Genomic DNA, 2,772 nt, shown 5'->3' on the forward strand with positions numbered 1-2,772 from the left:
AATGCCCCAGGCATAGTCGAGTCGGGATCCATCCACCAGGACTGTCGGGCGTTCGGCTAGCCGCTGTTGGACGACACCTGAGGTGAGCACGGCGTATCGGTGGAACGACGTTGCCGGTGAGGATGTCCAGCGGGCCGGCGATCTGGCGGTTGCTGGTTGGTGTGCGACGACAATCTGATCACGTTGGTGGACGCGCAACGGCCCTCCCCTTTCCTTGGCCGGAAGGGAGGGCCGTTCCTTGGTGCATGGAGGCACCCGTGATCATGGTAGGTACCGATTCGGTCGAGGTCGAGCGGCGGCTGTCGGCGGGTGAGCTGGTCTGCCCGTGCGGCGGCGGCCTGGCCTTGTGGGGCTATGCCCGGCCGAGGACGGTTCGCGGGGTCGGGCGGTTGCGGCCCCGCCGGGTCCGCTGCCTCGGCTGTCGGGTGACGCATGTGTTGTTGAGCGTGGCGGGTTTGTGGCGGCGGGCCGACGCGGTCGAGGTGATCGGTGCCGCCCTACTAGCCAAGGCCGCCGGGGCCGGGCATCGAGTGATCGCTGCTCGGTTGGACCGGCCGGTGTCAACGGTCCGGGGTTGGCTGCGCGCGTTCGGCCGGAACGCGGAGACGGCCCGCTCGGTCTTGGCCGGGCTGCTCGTGGAGCTGGACCCGTTGCACGGCCCGATCGCTCCGGCCGGGTCGGTGTTCGCCGATGCGGTCGAGGTGGTCGGCGTGGTGGCCGCGGCGGCGCGTCGCCGGCTCCCGGTGGTGGGTGCGGTGTCGCCGTGGCAGCTGGCCTGCGCGGTCACCGGCGGGCGGCTGCTGGCTCCGGCCGGGCCGGTGGCGGTGTTCAACACGAACTGACCCTTGGCGCCGCTCGGTGGGTCGGGAAGCCTCGCCCCTCGTGTGTTCACCATCAGATGAGGAGACGAGAAACGTGACCGACGGCAGGAGTGAGGACCAGGTCCGGGCGGAGCGGGCCCGGACGGTCGGGCTGTTCCGCTACATGTTGATTCGCGACGTCGCCGACCCCGAGCTGTCGACCAGGCAGCGGGGCCGGCTGGTCCGCGCCCTGGCGCGGGCCGAGCATCCGGGTCCGTTCGGGCAGCCGGTCCGGGTGTCGCGGGCCACGATCGACCGCTGGATCCGCGACTGGCGCCGCGGCGGCTTCGACGCCTTGGTCCCGCCGCCGCGGCGGGCCTTGCCGCGGACCCCCGCGCAGGTGCTCGACCTGGCCGCCGCGTTGAAACGCGAAGTGCCCGAACGGACCGCGGCGCAGGTCGCGGCGATCCTGCGCGCCCACGCCGGCTGGGCGCCGGACGAGCGCACCCTGCAACGCCATTTCGTCCGGCTGGAGCTGACCACCCGGCCGAGCGGGCAGCCGCCGGCCGCGTTCGGCCGGTTCGAGGCCGACGCGCCGAACCAGCGGTGGACCGGGGACGCGTTGCACGGCCCCACCGTCAAGGGCCGGAAGGCGATCTTGTGCGCGTTCATCGATGATCATTCCCGGCTGTTGACCGGGTATCGCTGGGCCCGCCGCGAGGACACCGTCCGGCTGGAGGCCGCCCTGCACAAAGGGCTCTCCGCCCGCGGAATACCGGCCTCGATATATCTGGACAACGGCGCCGCGATGGTCGACAGCAGCTGCTGCGGGCCTGCGCGTCGTTGGGGATCCGGCTGGTCCACTCCCGGCCCGGCCAACCCGAAGGACGGGGGAAGATCGAGCGGTTCTTTCGCACCGTCCGCGACCAGTTCCTGGTCGAGATCGGCTCCGGCCGCGAGCTCGATGATCTCGCGCAGCTGAACACCTTGTTCACCGCCTGGGTGGAGACCGTCTACCACCGCCGCACCCATTCCGAGACTGACCAGACCCCCTGGGACCGCTGGTCTGGCGACCACCAGCCAGCGATGCCGACACCCGCGCAGCTGCGGGAGGCGTTCTTGTGGTCGCAGTGGCGCACCGTCACCAAGACCGCCACCGTCGGGCTGCACGGCAACACCTACGAGGTCGACGCCGCCTTGGTCGGCAGGAAGGTGGAGCTGGTGTTCGACCCGTTCGACCTCACCGACATCGAGGTCCGCTGGCAGGGCCGGGCGATGGGAGCCGCGGTCCCGCACACGATCGACCGGCATGTCCACTCCAAGGCCCGACCCGACGAGTCGAGCCCGCCATCGGCACCGGCGGCGACCGGGATCAACTACCTCGGGCTCCTGGAAGCCCAACACACCAAGGAGATCTCCGCACGGCTGCGCTACTCCCAGCTGCCCGACGGACCCCTCCCGGGACAGCAACCCCTGCCCGGCATCACCGACAACCAGGCCAGCGACGACCCGGCCTGCGACGACCAGGCCAGCGACGACCCGGCCGGCGAGGAGGTGTCGCGATGATCGAGAAGCTGCAATCCCACTACGGCTTCACCAAGCCCCCGTTCGGCCGGGGTCTGGCGCCGCAGATGCTGCACCGGCACGCCACCCACGCCGAGGCCGTCGCCCGCATCGGCTGGTGCATCAGCGAACGCGGCCTGGGCGTGGTCACCGGCGAAGTCGGCGCCGGCAAGACCGTCGCCGTCCGCGCCGCCCTCGCGACGCTGGACTCCTCACGGCACACGACGATCTACCTCGGCAACCCCGCCGTCGGCGGCCGGGGCCTCTACGGCTGCATCGTGTCCGCGCTCGGCGGCGTCCCGCGGTTCCACAAGGCGGCGTTGATCCCGCAGACGATGGACCTGCTCGCCGCCGAGGAACACGAACGCGGCCGCACCACGATCCTGGTATTGGACGAGGCGCACCTCCT

General features: G+C 71.3%; 2 protein-coding genes and 1 pseudogene. All 3 read left to right on the top strand.

The features are described 5' to 3' along the window. Positions 1–263 precede the first annotated feature (263 nt). Positions 264–842: a helix-turn-helix domain-containing protein gene (locus VF468_25250; protein HEX5881595.1), complete on the top strand. Its 579-nt coding sequence runs from the start codon at positions 264–266 to the stop codon at positions 840–842. Between the two features lie 142 nt (positions 843–984). Beyond that, positions 985–2,366 (top strand): annotated as a pseudogene (locus VF468_25255) (DDE-type integrase/transposase/recombinase). Further along, positions 2,363–2,772: AAA family ATPase (locus VF468_25260; protein ID HEX5881596.1), on the top strand; the 410-nt coding region annotated here is incomplete at its 3' end. The pseudogene VF468_25255 and the gene VF468_25260, both read left to right, overlap by 4 nt.

The sequence above is a fragment of the Actinomycetota bacterium genome (genome assembly GCA_036280995.1).
Classification (GTDB): Bacteria; Actinomycetota; CALGFH01; order CALGFH01; family CALGFH01; genus CALGFH01.

Coding starts and splice junctions, on each gene's coding strand:
- VF468_25250 (HEX5881595.1), top strand. CDS start 264: ATGGTAGGTACCGATTCGGTCGAGGTCGAGCGGCGGCTGTCGGCGGGT.